Annotated in this window: 11 protein-coding genes; all 11 read left to right on the plus strand. The window is 41.9% G+C overall.

Annotated elements, in window-relative coordinates; translation table 11 throughout:
• Positions 1–2 precede the first annotated feature (2 nt).
• Entirely contained in the window at positions 3–1709 is a 1707-nt protein-coding gene (locus tag CI959_RS08615; RefSeq protein WP_005860751.1) for a PCMD domain-containing protein, read from the plus strand.
• 5 nt (positions 1710–1714) lie between these two features.
• A complete protein-coding gene (locus CI959_RS08620) occupies positions 1715–3802 on the plus strand; it encodes a DUF4493 domain-containing protein (RefSeq protein ID WP_057317552.1) in 2088 nt (695 codons plus the stop codon).
• A 12-nt stretch (positions 3803–3814) separates the two neighbouring features.
• The gene (locus CI959_RS08625; protein ID WP_005860755.1) at positions 3815–4504 is read left to right on the plus strand and encodes a DUF4493 domain-containing protein; all 690 of its coding nucleotides are present in this window, start codon (positions 3815–3817) and stop codon (positions 4502–4504) included.
• Between the two features lie 455 nt (positions 4505–4959).
• The gene (locus CI959_RS08630; RefSeq protein ID WP_005860757.1) at positions 4960–6684 is read left to right on the plus strand and encodes an ATP-binding protein; all 1725 of its coding nucleotides are present in this window, start codon (positions 4960–4962) and stop codon (positions 6682–6684) included.
• A gap of 169 nt (positions 6685–6853) precedes the next feature.
• Positions 6854–8893, plus strand: a complete 2040-nt coding sequence (gene metG, locus CI959_RS08635; protein WP_022192290.1) for a methionine--tRNA ligase — start codon at positions 6854–6856, stop codon at positions 8891–8893.
• A gap of 72 nt (positions 8894–8965) precedes the next feature.
• Positions 8966–10096 carry a DegT/DnrJ/EryC1/StrS aminotransferase family protein gene (locus tag CI959_RS08640; protein ID WP_036631781.1) on the plus strand — a complete coding sequence of 377 codons (1131 nt, stop codon included), beginning with the start codon at positions 8966–8968 and terminating at the stop codon, positions 10094–10096.
• On the plus strand, positions 10093–11118 hold the full coding sequence (locus CI959_RS08645) for a Gfo/Idh/MocA family protein (protein WP_057317553.1): 1026 nt from the start codon (positions 10093–10095) through the stop codon (positions 11116–11118). The genes CI959_RS08640 and CI959_RS08645 overlap by 4 nt, the downstream gene beginning before the upstream one ends.
• A 338-nt stretch (positions 11119–11456) precedes the next feature.
• A complete protein-coding gene (locus CI959_RS08655; protein WP_011966991.1) occupies positions 11457–12902 on the plus strand; it encodes a lipopolysaccharide biosynthesis protein in 1446 nt (481 codons plus the stop codon).
• A complete protein-coding gene (locus CI959_RS08660) occupies positions 12899–13747 on the plus strand; it encodes a glycosyltransferase family 2 protein (RefSeq protein WP_057317555.1) in 849 nt (282 codons plus the stop codon). The genes CI959_RS08655 and CI959_RS08660 overlap by 4 nt, the downstream gene beginning before the upstream one ends.
• A gap of 62 nt (positions 13748–13809) precedes the next feature.
• Positions 13810–14871, plus strand: coding sequence for a hypothetical protein (locus tag CI959_RS08665; RefSeq protein ID WP_011966989.1), 1062 nt, complete (start codon positions 13810–13812; stop codon positions 14869–14871).
• A 67-nt stretch (positions 14872–14938) separates the two neighbouring features.
• The gene (locus CI959_RS08670; RefSeq protein ID WP_011966988.1) at positions 14939–15934 is read left to right on the plus strand and encodes a glycosyltransferase family 10 domain-containing protein; all 996 of its coding nucleotides are present in this window, start codon (positions 14939–14941) and stop codon (positions 15932–15934) included.
• The last annotated feature ends 1 nt before the right edge of the window (position 15935 follow it).

Genomic DNA, 15935 nt, shown 5'->3' on the forward strand with positions numbered 1-15935 from the left:
ATATGCGAATAATCAACGATATATATAAAGCGACCTGTCGCTTTTGCCTTTTTGTTTTCTTCGTGCTGGCTTCCTGTGCGATAGAGAATGATATACCCTATCCGATCGTCAATGCGGGTATCACGGACATTCGTGTGGAGGGACAGCGTCCGGCTGAAGGCTCTTCGGATGATGCGGCATTAATTGATGCTTCGGCAAAGACCATATTACTGTATGTAAATGATTCTGTTGATATTTCTAGATTGAAACTTACTCGTTTGGTGGTGAATCCAAGGGATGCGCAGGTTTTGGTTGATTCGGCTCTCTGTGCTAATCCTAATAAATTCCCGTTTGCCGGATTCGCCTCATTGGATAGTATTCCTATGTCATCCAATACGAGGGTCGATTTTACCAAACCGGTCAATTTTACTATAAAAACCTATCAAGATTATGTATGGCAAGTAAAGGTGAAGCAAATCATAGACCGGAAGGTCGAGGCCAAGGGTATGATAGACTATTCTATTGACGAACTGGATAATCGAGTGATTATTTATGTAGGGAAAGGAGAGAACCTGAAGAATATCTCTATAACCTCTTTGGCTTTGGGTGGAGCCTATGGCGAGGTGACGCCAAATCCTACTACCGTGAAAGATTTCACCTCTCCACAGAAGTTTTTGGTTCAGTATCCCTGGAGCGAGCCCAATAAGGGGACAATATGGACGGTATATGTCCGTCTGACCGATGAGGAGGGAGGCTCGCAGCCTTCAGCCGGAGACCTTTCCGTGAATGCCTGGAGCAAGTATGCGTTTGTGGAGGGGAAAGCAACGGAGGCTAATTGTTCGTTTGAGTATGTGAAACAGGGAGAGACTTCTTGGAACAAGGTCTCTGCGAAGGCAGACGGTTCGAAGGTCTCTGCGAAGATCGAGGGATTGCAGCCCGCCACGGCTTATCAATGCCGACTGGTGGATGCCTCGGGAAGCGTGTTGGGCGAGTCTACCTTCACGACAGAGACTGCCACACCATTATATAATGGTAATTTCGATCTGTGGCATCAAGATGGGAAAACATGGTATGCCGGTGAGGCGGGTCATTCATTTTGGGATACGAGCAATCCGGGTACGACAACTGGATTGGGGGCTGTGGTCAATATCAACCCGACTCAAGGAAATTCAACGGTTGTGCATACGCCGGGTGGAAAATCTGCCGAGTTGAAATCGCAGTTTAAGGTGAAATTTGCCGCTGCGAGCCTGTATACCGGATCTTTTGGCAGTTTGGTTGGAATGAATGGTGCGAAGATCAAATTCGGAAGGTCGTTCGCTTCGCGCCCGTTCGCATTGCATGGCTTTTTCCAATACGCTCCGGTTGCGGTAACTCATATAGGAGATAATCAGCCTGCGGGGACGCTTTCAAAAGGAGATATGGATGTTTGCTCGATTTATATCGCATTGGCTAAAGAGTCTTATACGGTGGATAATACCAAGGCTGAGACGTTTATCCAATTTAAGACGGATAATAATATTATAGCTTATGGTGAGCTTCCTCTCAAAGAGTGTGTCTCAACGAATGGAACATGGAAAGAATTTACGATCGATTTGGAATATAAGACGCTGGAGAAGCCCAATGATATGTATCTTATCGTAGTGGCAAGTGCCAGTAAATATGGCGATTATTTTACCGGAGGTGACGGTAGCATATTGTATGTAGATGATTTCGAACTTATATACGACTAAATAATATGATGAAGCAGATTGATAAATTTTGTTGTTGTATATTCTCATTATTTCTCATGGTGGCCTGTCAGGAGGAAGAAATAATGGATAAAACCGCCGGCTTTCAGGTATCCTTGCAGGATATGGGTGTTGCCATTGAGACGAAAAGTACGCCAGCGGAATTGGGAAAGCCACTAGCGGATCAGTTTAAGCTTAAGGTCGTGAAGAACGGGGATTCCTCTCCGTTGTTTGATGGTAATTATACCAGCCAGACGATACCTGCTTCGGCCGGTACTTATACGATATCTGCTTCCTATGGAGATAATCCGGTTTTAGCGTTGGATGCGCCCTATTATTTAGGCGACACTACTAATGTGGTGATTAAGGAGGGCGAGCAGAAGAAAATTACCTTGAGTTGCAAGGTGGCCAATGCGTTGGCTTCTGCCTCTTTCCCCACTGATACGGAGTTGAAGAAAATCTTCTCTTCTTATTGGGTGAAAGTAGTTGTTGGGAAGTCCTCTTGTAAATTGACTTCTGATAGTAAGAAAAGTGCCTATTTTCAAGCAGAGAAACAGGTTGCCTTTTATTTTGAGGGAACAAAGGTGAGCGGTAAGGATTTTTCCGAGGAGTTAAAACATAAGGATTTGCCTTCGGTATTGAAAGCCGGACATCATGTTAAACTGACATTGAAGTTATCGGATGATTTATTGTTGGATGTCGCTAAAGTTGAAATTAAAAAGGAGACAATAACGAGCGATATCCCGATGGATTGGTTGCCTAAGCCGAAAGTTGAGGCGGAAGGATTTGAGAATAATATACTTTCCTTTGCTGAGACAGAGACTAAAACGGCAATATTGAATTTAAATACGGCTTCAGCACTGCAAGACTTGAAGCTGAAATTTACTTTTGGTGATCCGCAATTTTCAAGCTTGAATGATAAGGACTATCTTTTATCTGTTCCGGCAGATAAAGCGGAAATGGAAAATGTGTTAGGCATTGTATTGCCTGAGATTGGTGTAGATAAAGCCTCTTTAGATTTGACTTCCATTGTCGCTAAGTTGCGAACAGATGCGGGTACGACAGTAGAAAATAAGATTGAAGTAGATGTGAGAGCGAATAATCGCTGGAGTAGTGAGGAGATTAAAGGGCAAGAAAACCCAAGCCGGGTTTATACGTTGAGGTGTAATAAGCCGGAAATGGCAGTATCTGTTCAACCCGGAAATATCTGGACGAAAGAGTTTACGATTGATGAACTGACCGTTACTACAGGAGATCCGGAGGTTATCAAGTCTAAGTTGAAATATCAGTATAAAGAAAAGTCCGGAGGTGATGATACTTGGAAAGACATTCAAGATATGAAAGTGTTATTCAATGAACATCCCCAAAATAGATCATATCAAGTGAGAGCGGTTTATCGTGATGTGGTTATGACGGATGCTATTGATGTGGAGCTAGAGAATCCGGTGCAGTTGCCGAATTCTGGGATGGAGGAGTGGCATGAGGAAGATCAGAGTGATCATAAAAATTTGTGGTTCCCGTTTTCTCAAGATTTAAGTCTTCAATGGATTACTAATAATCTGGAAACCACAAATTATAGAGGAGAATCCTTTTGCTCTGCATCTGCTGTTAAGCGTTCTGAAAATAAGTATAATGGTAATTATGCTGCTTTGATTAGAACTATAGGGCATGGTGTAGCAAATACAAATGTAGGTTCATTTCTAGGTATGAATGGTTCTATTACGGGAACTCATACAATAGGGATACTGTCTTATTCTGGAGATTTTCAAGTACGTCCAACAAAAGTGAAATTTTATTATCGTTATATTCCAGAAGGAGATGATGTAGGGGTAATAGAACTAAAAATAGAAAATGAAGATCAAGATGTTATTTTATATGAGGCTACAAATGTTGTTAGTAAGACTGAATATCAATTATATGAAATACCAATTAATTATATGGTAGAGAATGTAGTTGCTACTAAGTTGACTTTAACATTGAAATCTGGATCTAAACATACTAATGTTGTAAAAGCTAAAGTTAGGGGGAATGGAGCTGATGAACATTATGGTAGCGAGCTTTATATTGATGATATTTCCCTTGTTTATGACAAATAAAGATAAAGAAGAATGAAACATATCGTTTATATTCTATTAACTCTCATCCTTTTGGCAAGTTGCCAAAAGGATGAAGCCTTTGATATTTCAGAAGGCAAAGGAACTTTAATATTGGAAAATCTTTCTGTTCAAACAGAAAATGTCAATACTGTTTCTACTCGGGCAGTTCAGAATGATCTATATGTGGAGATTTGGCAAAACGGTCAATTAATGAGCGGGCAACAATATGAACCGGGAAAAGTGCCTGCTAAGCTGGATTTGCCTGCCGGAAGCTATCTGCTGAAAACCTATAACCTAGCGTATAAAGACATGCCCAATTGGGTAGATACAGAAACTGGTGGAGCAGCCTTTTATGCTGAAAAGAATTTTAAGATAGACGCTGGTAAAATAAACTATCTGAATGTAGAAGTCCCGATGGTGAATATCGGTGTTTCCTTAAAACTCCCGGAAGGTTTTAGTGATCGCTTTAAGGATTATCATTTTACCGTACAATTCGGAAACCGATCCGTAGAAATATCCAATGGAGAAACCGCTTATTTCCCCTCGAGTGAAGTAACTTACATTTTAAGTGTCACAAATAACGATGGTGAAAATAAAACGAATTCAAAGACGATCAAATCACCAGTGGCAGGAACTATATATGAAATCTCTTATGGCTATGCGACTAAAGGGTTGATTGTTAATGCTAAATATGGCTTATGAAATGAATAACTAACGGCTTCCCAAGCCGTTAGCTTACCACTGGGGGTAGCCGCTAGTTATTCACTTCACAAGCTATAAACAAGGGGGGTGTCGTTCTTTACATATAATATAAAACGTACGTGCGTACATTAAAATATACAGTCTCTCTCTTTAAAGGCAAATCCAAAAACATATCCAGTTACTTTTCTCCCCTTTTGGATTAAAAAGTATCTTAACAGTATCGTTCAACGAAACTAAGTGTGTTGGCCAAGTATCTTAGTTTCGTTGGCCAATGCACCTAGGTGCAAATATGTATTAAAGCATATGGACAATTTCCATCCCTCGTGTCCCAACCGTTATTCGCAAATTATTCCTTACCTTTTCTTGATAAAAGAAGATTTCTTAGCGAACAGGTATAAGAATTGGAGATTTTTATCTAAGTTTGTCAGTATACATCAAAAAGAAAGGAAGATCTTATGATACCTCAGATAACCATTCCCTATGCCGTGGCTGATTTCGCTGAAATACGCGAACGTGGCTTTTATTATGTGGATAAAACTCGGTTTATCCCTTATTTGGAGCGGTATAAGGCTCCGGTGTTTCTGCGTCCGCGGCGTTTTGGTAAGAGCTTGTTGGTCTCTATGCTCGCCCATTACTACGATCGCAGTAAGTCTCATCGCTTTGAGGAACTTTTTGGGGGGACTTGGATCGGGACCAATCCTACGCCGGAGCATAACCAATACATGATTATCCGCTACGACTTCTCGAAGATGGTGATGGATAGCACGATGGACGGGTTAGAGCAGAATTTTAATGATCTGAATTGTTCCCCCGTGGAGATCATGGTAGAGCATAACCGTGATCTTTTCGGTGATTTTAAGTTCTCAGTGAGAGGTAATGCCACCAAGATGCTGGAGGAGGCGTTGGCTTATGTCCGTATGCGCGGCTTGCCCAAGGTTTATATCCTTATTGATGAGTACGATAATTTCACCAACCAATTGCTCACGGCCTATAAGGACCCGCTTTACGAGTCTGTCACCACTGGCGAGAGCTTCTTGCGTACCTTCTTCAAGGCTATCAAGGCGGGTATCGGCGAGGGAAGTATCCGTACTTGCTTTTGTACGGGTGTGCTGCCTGTTACGATGGATGACTTGACGAGCGGCTATAATATCGCCGAAATTCTTACCTTGAAGCCTGACTTCACGGAGATGTTGGGTTTCAATCATGAGGAGGCTGCCGAATACCTGCGCTATGTTATTCGTAAATATGGCAATAATGAGGATCGTTTCGACGAGCTGTGGACGCTTATCGTAAACAACTATGATGGCTATCGCTTTCTGCCCAACGCGCATCCGTTATTTAATTCCACTATATTGACTTATTTTTTCAAGAACTTCGCCGAGCTGTCCGGTGGTGTCCCCGATGAGATGGTGGACGAGAACCTTCGAACGGACGTGAATTGGATCCGCCGCCTTACCATCACCTTGGAGAATGCGAAAGAGATGCTGGATGCCTTGGTGATCGATGGCGAGTTGATCTACTCTCAACCGGATCTTAGGAGTAAGTTCAATAAGCAGAAGTTCTTCGATCCGGATTTTTACCCCGTCAGTCTATATTACTTGGGCATGACAACGTTGAAAGATAATTATGTGATGGTGCTTCCCAACTTGACCGCTCAGAGCATCTACATGAATTATTACAACGAGTTGAATCAGATTAGCGATGACGCTCGCTGTTTTGTTCCCGCTTATCGCCTGTTTATGGATCATCGGAAGCTGGAGCCGCTTGTGGAAAATTATTTCAAGGAATATCTCGGCCAGTTCCCGGCGCAAGTATTCGACAAGATCAACGAGAACTTTATTCGTTGCTCTTTCTACGAGGTACTGAGTCGTTACTTGAGCAACTGCTATACCTTCGCCGTGGAGCAGAACTTGCCAAGCGGCCGTGCGGATCTGGTATTGACGGGCATATCGGGCACCGCCTTCCACAACGATTGCCGGGTGGTGGAGTTCAAGTATTTCAAGGCGAAAGACGCTACCATGGTAGAGGCCTTGAAGGTCGTTCGTCCCGAAGATGCCGATCAGGTGAGAAGATATGCCGCTGATATCAATCGGCAATTCCCCGCTTACCGCATGCGAGCGTATGTGGTGTATATAGCGGCAGGAAAAGTTTGTAAGACATGGGAAGTTATTAATCTCTAATGTAAAGGACAAGACATGAGACATTTGTTGATTATTCTATTATGTCTTGATCGGCAATATATACTATGCGATCGAAAGAGGAATATATCCATCCTTGAATGATATTCCAATCTTTTTTATCTAACCAAATTATTCCGTACCTTTGCCCCTCAAAAAGAGAACACAAGGTATGGAAAAACATTTTAAGAGAACGCTGATTACTACGGCGTTGCCGTATGCGAACGGACCGGTGCATATCGGCCATTTGGCCGGGGTATATGTGCCTGCTGATATTTATGCCCGTTACCTTCGTTTGAAGGGGGAGGAAGTGTTGATGATTGGTGGTTCGGACGAACATGGGGTACCCATCACGTTGAGAGCGAAGAAGGAGGGGATCACGCCGCAGGATGTGGTGGATCGTTACCACGGTATTATCAAGAAATCGTTCGAGGAGTTCGGTATCACGTTTGATATCTATTCTCGTACTACTTCCGCTACGCATCATCAGATGGCCTCGGATTTTTTCCGTACATTGTATGATAAAGGTGAATTCATCGAGAAAACAAGCGAGCAATACTACGATGAGGAGGCGAAGCAATTCTTGGCCGACCGTTATATCACGGGTACTTGTCCGCGTTGTGGAAACGAGAAGGCGTATGGCGATCAGTGCGAGGCTTGCGGTACGTCTCTTAGCCCGACGGATTTGATCGATCCGAAATCCGCTATCAGTGGCAGCAAGCCGGTGATGCGTGAGACGAAGCATTGGTATCTGCCTTTGGACAAGTGGGAGCCGTTTTTGCGTAAATGGATCTTGGAAGATCATAAGGAATGGAAACCGAACGTATATGGGCAGTGTAAGAGCTGGCTGGATATGGGACTGCAACCCCGTGCGGTGAGTCGTGATTTGGATTGGGGTATCCCTGTTCCCGTGGAAGGGGCGGAAGGAAAGGTGCTGTATGTCTGGTTCGACGCTCCGATCGGTTATATCTCTAATACGAAAGAGTTGCTGCCGGATAGCTGGGAGACTTGGTGGAAGGATCCGGAGACTAAAATGGTCCATTTCATCGGTAAAGATAATATCGTGTTCCATTGTATCGTGTTCCCTTCCATGCTGAAAGCGGAAGGTTCTTATAACTTGCCGGAGAATGTCCCCGCCAACGAGTTCTTGAACTTGGAGGGTGACAAGATCTCTACTTCCCGCAACTGGGCGGTTTGGTTGAACGAGTATCTGGTGGATATGCCGGGCAAGCAAGACGTGTTGCGCTATGTCTTGACGGCCAACGCGCCGGAGACAAAGGATAATGATTTCACATGGAAAGATTTTCAGGCTCGTAATAATAATGAGTTGGTCGCTATCTTAGGGAACTTCGTGAACCGTGCGTTAGTCCTTACGGATAAGTATTTCGAGGGTAAGGTGCCGGCGGCTGGCGAGTTGACAGATTATGATCGCCAGACCTTGAAGGATTTCGCAGATGTGAAAGAGAACGTGGAACGCCTGTTGGATACCTACCACTTCCGTGACGCTCAGAAAGAGGCGATGAACCTGGCCCGTATCGGAAATAAGTATCTCGCTGATATGGAGCCTTGGAAGTTGGCGAAGACGGATATGCCTCGTGTCGCTACGATCATGAACATCGCTTTGCAGATTACGGCTAATCTGGCGATCGCTTTTGAGCCGTTCTTGCCGTTTAGCATGGAGAAACTGAATAAGATGCTGAATGTAGAGCCGTTGGGATGGAATCGCCTAGGTGCTACGGATCTATTGGAGGCCGGTCATCAATTGGGCAAGGCAGAGTTGTTGTTCGAGAAGATAGAGGATAGCGTGATCGAGGCCCAAGTACAGAAATTATTGGATACGAAGAAAGCGAATGAGGAAGCGAATTATAAGGCGAAACCGATCCGTGAGAATATCGAGTTCGATGATTTCATGAAACTGGATATCCGTGTGGGTACGGTTCTGGAATGCGTGAAGGTTCCGAAAGCGGATAAGCTGCTTCAGTTCCGTATAGACGATGGTCTGGAGAAACGCACGATCGTATCGGGTATCGCCCAACATTATAAACCCGAGGAATTGGTAGGCAAGCAAGTTTGCTTCATCGCTAACTTAGCTCCCCGTAAGCTGAAAGGCATTGTTTCCGAGGGCATGATTCTCTCCGCTGAGAATTTTGATGGAAAGCTGGCGGTTATCACTCCGGAGAAAGAGGTGAAACCGGGTAGTGAGGTGAAATAATAAGGTAAACGCAATAATGAGGGGGCTATTTCGTTTTAACGACGGGATAGCCCTGTTTTTTGAATGGATAAGATGCTTGAGAAACAGATACAGATGGTAGATCTGCGGAAGCAGTATGAACGTTTGCGTAGTGAGATCGATGCCGCCATGCAAACGGTGATAAATGCTTGTGCCTTTATCAATGGCCCTCAGGTGAAGGGATTTTGTAACCATTTATCGGACTATTTAGGTGTTCCTTATGTGATCCCGTGCGGCAACGGTACGGATGCCTTGCAAATCTCCTTGATGGCATTAGACTTACATTCGGGCGATGAGGTGATCGTTCCTGCTTTTACATATATCGCTGCGGCTGAGGTTGCTTTGGCTCTTGGCCTAGTGCCGGTATTAGTGGATGTAGATCCCGGTACATTCAATATAGACCCGGAAAAGATAGAAGATGCCTTGTCTGAAAAGACGAGAGCTATTATCGCAGTTCATCTTTTTGGCCAGTGTTGTGATATGGAACCGATCTTGCGTATTGCCAGCCGTCATAATCTATATGTGATCGAGGATAATGCCCAGTCCATCGGTGCTAATTATACTTTCTCGGATGGAACGGTGAAGAAAGCCTGTACGATCGCCTCTATAGGAACGACCTCCTTCTTCCCTTCGAAACCGTTGGCTTGTTATGGTGATGGTGGGGCGATGTTTACTTCCGACGCACGATTGGCCGAACGACTGCGAATGATCGCCAATCATGGGCAAAAGGTAAAATATCATCATGCTTTGGTGGGCTGCAACTCCCGTTTGGATACCTTGCAGGCCGCTGTCTTAGATGTTAAGCTTCGGTATTTGGATGAATTTGCCGCCGCTCGTTGTAAAGTGGCTGCTAGATACGATGCTGCCTTTTCCGGATTGGATGCTGTACGCAAACCACTAAAATCAGCCTTTTCATCGCATGTTTATCATCAATATACGGTACAGCTAGCTGTAGAAAAGAGGGATCAAGTACAAGCTGCGTTAAAAGAACGAGGCATTCCTTCTATGATTTATTATCCATTGCCTTTGCAGGAGCAAGAGGTGATGAGGGGGCGATGCCGGATTTCCGGGGATTTGAATGTCGCTTCTCGCTTGAGCCGATCCGTATTATCCTTGCCGATTCATACGGAGATGACAGAAGAGGAGCAGGCTTATATTATAGAATCTATAAAGAGTGTTTTATGAATAAGAAGATACGTTTCGCCGTGATCGGCTGTGGTCATATAGGTAAGCGTCATGCCGAGATGATTACCCGGGATGAAGGAGCGGAGTTGGTCGCTTTATGTGATATCCGTCCGAAAGAGGAGCTGGGGATCGAGGCTTATGCGGTCCCTTTCGCCCGGGATATAGATGAACTATTCCGTTTGGGATTGGATATAGATGTGGTGAATATTTGTACACCTAACGGCTTACATGCCGAGATGGCGATCCAAGCGATAGAGAGCGGACATCATGTGGTCATAGAAAAGCCTATGGCCTTGACCTTGGCGGATGCCGAGAAAGTGGTTTATACCTCGTTGAGATTCCGTAAGCAGGTATTTTGCGTAATGCAAAACCGATATTCCCCGCCTTCGGTCTGGATCAAGGAGATGGTTGAGTCCGGAAAATTAGGCCAGATTTATATGGTGCAGCTGAATTGCTACTGGAACCGTGATGAACGCTACTATAAACCCGGAGGATGGCATGGCGACGCTGCCTTGGATGGAGGTACCTTATTCACTCAATTCTCCCATTTCATCGATATTATGTATTGGTTATTCGGGGATATTTGCAATATCCAGTCCCGTTTCGCTGATTTCAACCATGAGAAGCTAACGGCGTTCGAGGATTCCGGTTTCGTCAATTTCAATTTCGTGAACGGAGGAATGGGAAGCTTGAGTTATTCAACGGCGGTATGGGACAAGAATCTGGAAAGCAGCATGCTGATCGTGGCCGAGAATGGCAGCGTGAAAATCGGCGGTCAATATATGAATGAGGTAGAATATTGCCATATCAAGGATTATGAGATGCCGGAATTGGCTCCTACCAACCCCGGCAATGATTATGGCCCTTACAAAGGCTCCGCCCAGAACCACAACTTCGTGATCCGTAACGTGGTCAATGTCCTTTCCGGCGCCCCCGGCGAGATCATAACGACCAACGTCTTGGAAGGTATGAAGGTGGTGGATATTATACGGAGGATTTATGCGGGGAAAAGTGTGAAATAGCAGTGAGTAGATATGTGAAATCATTACAATAAGGTGATGATTTTGTGTGTCGCTATAATTATTTGATAATCAGAGCTCCAAAAAGACGTGCATGTTTCTCGGAAAACATGTACGTCTTTTTGGAAAAGTTGCTCATGTTTTTAAGAAAACACGTACGTGTTTTTCTATGGAAGATAAAGAGGGTTCGAAGGATAAAAAGAATTTTTACAATAACTCTTTGTTACCACATCATGTGCGGAAGATCGTAAATATACATAAAGCAGAGAAAAGCTTCCCATTTTTCACTGTTAGCCAAAGGTAAATGTTTATCTTTGTTGCACTTTTACCATAAATGTCAAATGGCGGAACAATCATTAAAAGATAAGACAGCGAAAGGGCTCTTCTGGGGAGGGGTAAGTAATGGGGTACAACAGCTGTTGGGGATGTTGTTTGGTATTTATCTGGCACGTACACTTAATGCCGAGGATTATGGATTGGTAGGTATGTTGGCGATATTTAGTGGAATTGCTAGTACGATTATTAATAGCGGATTTTCGGTAGCCTTGACTAACAAATTGGATGCTACTCATAAGGATTATAATGCGGTGTTTTGGTTTTCTTTTGTTGTAAGCATCTGTTTGTATATTGTTCTTTTTTTTTCAGCTCCGCTGATTGCGTCATTTTATGATCGTCAAGAACTGGTTAATTTATCTCGGGTAATATTTGCGAGTTTTTTGTTTTCTGGAATGGCGATTGTTCCTCATGTTATCTTATTTAAGCAATTACAAGTCAAGATGCAGGCGAAGATTGATGTTTTTGCGTTGTTCTTGTCGGGTATGTGCGGGGTTCTTTTGGCATTCAATGGTTTCGCTTATTGGGCATTGGCAATTCAAAGTACGGTGTATGTGGCAAGTGCATCTTTGTTGAAATGGATGGTTGTATCTTGGCGTCCTAGTCTTGATTTTTCGATCGAACCTCTGAAAGAGATGTTCCCGTTTAGTGTAAAGTTGTTCCTTACGAATATTTTCCAACAGGTCAATAATAATGTGTTTTCTGTTTTGTTAGGTAAATTATATAACGCTAATGTGTTAGGCTATTATTCGCAAGGAAATAAGTGGATGACTATGGGAGGTTCAATGTTGAACAATATGATCAATTCGGTGGCGCAACCTGTATTCGTGCAAGTGAATGATGATTTGGAACGTCAGCGGAATGTATTCCGCAAGATGGTTCGTTTCGCTGCGTTCGTGTCGTTTCCAGCTATGCTGGGATTGGCTTTTGTAGCTGAGGAGTTTATCTGTGCCACGATTGGCAATAAATGGTTGGAAAGTGTACCTATATTACAAATATTGTGCGTTCAAGGGGCGATAGGACCGATTATATTGCTATATACCCAAGTTCTTGTCTCGCACGGGAAATCGGATATGTTTTTATATGCGAATGTATTCCATGGTATATTACAATTGGCTATATTATGGCTTACTGCATCTTTTGGTATTCTTTGTATGGTTGTTGCATATGTGCTTACTTATGTATTTATGTTATTTGTGTGGCATCTTTTGGTTTATCGATTGATTCGTGTCCGTTTGGTACAATTGGCGCAAGATGTGTTACCTTATTTGGTGGTTACTTTGTTCGTCTTCTTTGTGGTATATGTCTTAACGATTAAGATTGAGAATCTATATATATTGTTACTATTGAAAATTAGTTTGTCAATTCTTTTTTATGCGTTCGCTTTATGGCGGTTGCGTTCTGTCGTATTCTTGGAAGGCGTGAATTTACTCCTTAATAAATGTCGGAAATGAAAGAGGTAAAGATAGGAAAGGATAAAATAAGTGTCGCATTATGTACTTATAATGGAGAGAAATTCATTCGTGAGCAGTTGCGGAGTATCGTTGGACAGACGATTCTACCGTGGCAGATCGTAGTGTGTGATGACCAATCGACCGACCGTACGATGGATATTGTAAGAGAGTTTGCGGATGACTATCCAAGTATCCGTTGGATGATTATACGGAATGAGGTTCGTTTGGGTGTCCGGCGTAATTTCGAGAAGGCGATTGCTTTAGCGGAAGGTGACTATATCGCTCCTTCAGACCAAGATGATATCTGGGAGAGAAATAAATTGGAGATCTTGTTGCATATAATGCGTGAAAAGAAGGTATCGTTAGTACATTCAAATATCCGTTATGTGGATGTGAAAGGGCGAGAGATGACTGAGAGATTGGATTTCCCTTGTTCGGTTCCGTTAGCTACATATCTTTATGGCTTGAATAATGTGATGGGCTGTACTTGTTTGTTTTGTGCGTCATTGAAAGACATATTATTTCCTTTTCCGATTCATTATTATTACCATGATCAATGGCTGGCGATTATGGCTTATCATAACGGAGGTATCTATCTTTGTGATCATAAACTGGTTCGATATAGACAACATGCGGATAATGTAGTATCTGCGATTTGTGGAGGGGGCAAAAGAGAGGGTGAAGAATTGGGGCTCAGCTATTTTGTCGGCAAGGCGGAAGACATATATATCTTGCTGCATCGACGTAAGCAGATTAAATATTCTCAGAAAGATTGGTGGCGTTTAGCTTGGTTGTATGTTTCGAATCGATTAGGGCTAGCGTGGTTGAAATTCAAGCTGTTATAATTTATGAATTAGTATGATAATATATTGAACATAGAATTGTTGAATAATAAATTTCATAAACAATGGATAGTGTGGATTTGTTAAATAAATATAAAGAATTAAATGAGTCATATAAACCGATATTGGTATATCATGTGGGGATAGATGCTGGTTTTTTCAGTGAGTTTAATGATTTGATTTTTATGATCCTTTATTGTTTGGAGCATAAAATTCAATTTAAATTATACTCTGATGATGCTAATTTTGGAATAGAAAAAGGTTGGCAAGATTATTTTGAGCCATTCTGTGAAGAAGTGCATGAACGATTTCATAGAATTTATAACAGGCACCCTCATTATGTTTCATGGAGGAAGATCGTAAATGCGGATTCTTACAAAATGAGTTGCTCATTATTGCGATGGCGATTAAAGTCAGATTTACTCATAGGTGTATCAAAGTGTATCCGGTTTTTCCAAGAAGGAAAATCTTTTGATTATTATACGCATGATTTGTTTGAGAAAATAAGTGTCAAGAATAAACGATATTATGTACCAGAACTGGATATTGATGGAGACTATATCCAAGCTTATAATGTAATTTATAACATCATATATCGTTTCAAGAAAACCGTGAAAGAAGAAATTTGCAGTTTGATAGAGGGATTCTCCCTACCTGAGCAGTATGTTGGTTGTCAAATACGAGGAGGTGATAAGTTTATAGAGTATGATTTGTTATCTGTTGACTTATATTTGCGAAAAATAAAGGAAGTGACGGATTTGAAGAACGTGTTTGTATTGACTGATGATTATGAAATAATTAAGTGTTTGAGAAAAATGGCACCAGAATATAATTGGTTCACATTCTGCCAATCAGATGAGAAAGGTTATTATAATTCTGCGTTTTCAAAAACAGATCCACTGATTAAGCGTAAAAGGATGATTCATTTCTTTGCGTCAATGGAGTTGTTGGAAAGGGCCTCGTTGATGCTGGGTACGATAACCTCTACTCCTTGTTTGGTTTTAGGCATTAGAAAATTAGGAAATGTTCATTGGGTGGATTTTGAAAAGAATGAATTCTTTCCGTCTATCGATTATTCTATTGCAAAGAAGAAAACCTTAACAGAACAATTTTTGAGGAGGAAATAAATGATGTTGAAAGATTTCATGGTATGATTGCTATATTTTGAGAATACAGTTTTGAAAGAAAGCTTATATGGTTAAAGAATTAAATATTAATATAATATCTCCAATTGCGGAGCTTTTTGAGAAACAATTGTCTTTAGATTGGGAATCTAGGGGAGTTCGGTTTTTTTTTAATTCCAAAGAGGAACGGTTGTGGGACGCTATTGTAGTATATGAAAATATAAGTGAGCCTTATACGTTGAGATGCCGTAAAGGAGGATTGTTTTTTATCTCTGGTGAACCTCCTATTGTGAAAGTATATTCTCAAGCATTTATCAGTTTATTCGATCATGTGATATCAGCACATAACTTAAAGCATCCTAACAATCATCGGGATCAACAAGCTTTGCCTTGGTATTTTGGTTATAACTTCCAAACCGCTTCTCCGTCTTATGCTTATGAAGAAATAGAGAAAATGGAAGTTCCTGAGAAAAAAAGAAAAATTTCTTTTATAACTTCTAGTCGTACATTTTTGCCGGGGCATACAAGAAGACTTGCTTGGATGAGAAAGATCCGTGAACTTTATGGAGATGAGATAGATTTCTATGGAAAGGGCATTTGTTCCGTAGATGACAAAGCCAAGGCCTTGGCTTCATACGAGTTTTCAATTTGCATTGAAAACTCGTATGAATATGATTATTGGACAGAAAAAATAGCAGATGCTATTTTGGCATATACGGTACCTATTTATTGTGGTTGCAAGAACATTGATGCTTATTTCCCTTCAGAGGCTATGATTTCTTTGAATATTAATGATGAACAAGGTTCTATTGCGCTTATAAATAATGTGTTGAATGATTCTAAACGTATTTATCAGGAGAAACTGCCATTCTTGAAAGAGGCTAGAAATCGTTTGTTATTTAAATATAATTTGTTCCCCTTTGTGAAATCATATATAGATAAATATGTAGATTTGGACTGTGATGAATATCGAAGTGTCTTGATTAAACCTTATGATACTTATCCAAAGGATTGGATACAAGATGTATTGCTTAAAACAAAAAGAGTTGTTTGTAAAATATTTTAGA

Origin of the sequence: Parabacteroides sp. AT13, from assembly GCF_002272965.1 — a bacterium.
In the GTDB taxonomy this organism is placed as follows: domain Bacteria; phylum Bacteroidota; class Bacteroidia; order Bacteroidales; family Tannerellaceae; genus Parabacteroides; species Parabacteroides distasonis.